The sequence below is a fragment of the Actinocrinis sp. genome, from assembly GCF_035650855.1.
Taxonomy (GTDB): domain Bacteria; phylum Actinomycetota; class Actinomycetes; order Streptomycetales; family Catenulisporaceae; genus Actinocrinis.
This window is the reverse complement of sequence record NZ_DASRGV010000346.1, coordinates 1-2759: the sequence shown is the minus strand read 5'-3', so window position 1 is coordinate 2759 and position 2759 is coordinate 1. Positions and strand designations below refer to the sequence as shown.

Below are 2759 nucleotides of genomic sequence, written 5' to 3'. Positions count from 1 at the left end.
AGGCCGCGGTGATGACCGAGGACGTGGCGCGCACCGTGCACCTGGCCCGCGCCTACGGCGAGCCGATCCCGATCCCGAGCGCCGACATCGACGCGCTCTACGAGCGATACACCAACGTCTACGGACAGCAGCCCTCTGCGGACGGAGTCAACCAACAATGACGTCACTGGACGCCGCCCCCGGGTCCCCCTCCGGGACACCCCGGCGGCAGGTCTGGTTCCTGACCGGGAGCCAGGGCCTCTACGGCGAGGACACGCTGCGGCAGGTCGCCGAGCAGTCGCGCGCCATCGCCGAGCAGCTCTCCGCGGCGCTCGGGGAGGGCGCCGTCGAGCTGGCCTGGAAGCCGGTGCTCACCGACGCGGCCGCCATCCGCCGGGTGTGCCTGGACGCGAACGGCGACGACGAGTGCGTGGGCCTGATCGCGTGGATGCACACCTTCTCGCCCGCCAAGATGTGGATATCAGGGCTCGACGCACTGCGTAAGCCGCTGCTGCACCTGCACACGCAGGCGAACGTGGCGCTTCCGTGGTCGACGATCGACATGGACTTCATGAACCTGAACCAGGCCGCGCACGGCGACCGCGAGTTCGGCTTCGTGCAGACCCGGCTCGGCGTGCCGCGCAAGACGGTGGCCGGGCACGTGAGCGACCCGGGCGTGGCAGAGCGGATCGGCACCTGGATCCGCGCCGCGGTCGGCCTGGCCGAGGTGCGCACGCTGAAGCTGGCCAGGTTCGGCGACAACATGCGCGACGTCGCGGTGACCGAGGGCGACAAGGTCGAGGCGCAGCTGCGCTTCGGCGTCTCGGTCAACACCTACGGCGTCAACGACCTGGTCGCCGTCGTGGACTCGGTCACCGACGCGCGCATCGACGACCTGGTGAAGCAGTATGAGGACGAATACCGCGTCGCGCCGCAGCTGCGCAGCGGCGGCGAGCGGCACGACTCGCTGCGGTACGCCGCGCGCATCGAGCTGGGCCTGCGCGACTTCCTGACCTCGGGCGGCTTCCGGGCCTTCACCACGAACTTCGAGGACCTCGGCGGGCTGCGGCAGCTGCCGGGCCTGGCGGTGCAGCGGCTGATGGCCGACGGCTACGGCTTCGGCGGCGAGGGCGACTGGAAGACCTCGGTGCTGCTGCGCACGGTCAAGGCGATGGCGGCGAGGCGGCCCGGCGGCACCTCGTTCATGGAGGACTACACCTACAACTTCGAGCCCGGCCGCGAGGTCATCCTCGGCGCGCACATGCTCGAGGTCTGCCCGTCCATCGCGACCGAGACGCCGTCCTGCGAGATCCACCCGCTCGGCATCGGCGGGCGCGAGGACCCGGTGCGCCTGGTCTTCGACGCGCGGCCGGGGCCGGCCGTGGTGGTCGGGCTCGCCGACATCGGCGAGCGCTTCCGCCTGGTGGCCAACGAGATCGACGTGGTCCCGCCGCTCGAGCCGCTGCCCAAGCTGCCGGTGGCGCGCGCGGTGTGGACGCCGCGGCCGAACCTGCGCACCTCGGCGGAGGCGTGGCTGACCGCGGGCGCGCCGCACCACACCGTGCTCTCCAGCGCGGTCGGCGCCGAGGAGCTGCACGACCTGGCCGAGATGCTCTCGGTCGAGCTGCTGGTCATCGACGCCGACACCACGGTGCGCCAATTCACCAGGGAGCTGCGATGGAACCAGGCCTACCACCGCCTGGCGCAGGGCTTCTAAGGGCCCTGCCGACCGTCGCGCAGCCCGCACAGACCCCCCGGCCGCGCTGCCGCACCAGTGCGGCCGGGGTGACCGCACCACCCGCACCACCGCAGTACCGGCTCCACCCGTACCACTGGCATCACCGGCACTACCTGCTCCACCCGCAGAACCGCACGAAAGGCTCGATCCGACCTACCCACCACATGAAGGGCACCGATCAACGATGATTGGCACGAACAAGAAGACCCGTTCCATCGCGGCCGTCTCCGCGGCCGCGCTGGTCGCCCTGTCGGCCGCCGCGTGTTCGAAGTCGAGCACCGGCAGCTCCGCGGGAAGCGCTCCCTCCACCGCGGCGAGCGTCGCGGCCAACTGCGCCTCGTCCCCGACCGCGACGCCGAACCCGGCCACCGACCCGGTCGGCTTCAACCAGGCGAACCTGGCCGACCTCGACAAGTCGCTCAAGTGCGCGATGAACGGCAAGGACCTGTCCTCGGTCAACATCGCGATGGTCGTCAACGTCGCGGCCGCCTACTGGAAGGCCGGCCAGACCGGGTTCCTCAAGGGCTGCTCCGACCTGGGCATCTCCAGCAGCAAGTGCACCTACTTCGCCCCGCCGAACGGCCAGCTGACCGAGCAGACCTCCGAGCTTGAGACGCTGCGTTCGCACGGCGTGACCGGCTACTCGATCTCCGCGATCAACCCGGACACCGCCAAGGGCATCATCGCCACGGACACCGCCAACGGCATCGACGTGCTCGCCATCGACTCGCCGCTGCCCGGCACCGCCGCCGCCTCGCTGTACCTCGGCACCGTCAACTACGACGCCGGGTTCACCGCGGGCACCCAGCTGAAGAAGGCGCTCAACGGCACCGGCAAGGTCGCCATCCTGGTCGGCTCGCTGACCGCCGCCAACGCCACCGAGCGCATCGCCGGCTTCAAGGCGGCGATCGGCCCGGGCATCACGGTGGTGCAGACGGTCAACGACAACCTGTCGGCGGCGACCGCGACCTCTGACGCGGAGACCATCCTGGCGAACCACCCGGACGTCAACGGCCTGTACGGCGTCTACTCCTACGACGGC

2 protein-coding genes are annotated in these 2759 nt (G+C 70.8%); both read left to right on the top strand.

Features of this window, described 5'->3' with window-relative positions; translation table 11 throughout:
- Positions 1 to 157 precede the first annotated feature (157 nt).
- On the top strand, positions 158 to 1696 hold the full coding sequence (gene araA / locus VFB40_RS24635; protein WP_324854665.1) for an L-arabinose isomerase: 1539 nt from the start codon (positions 158 to 160) through the stop codon (positions 1694 to 1696).
- A gap of 205 nt (positions 1697 to 1901) precedes the next feature.
- A partial coding sequence (locus VFB40_RS24630; protein WP_324854663.1) for a substrate-binding domain-containing protein occupies positions 1902 to 2759 on the top strand: 858 nt, incomplete at its 3' end.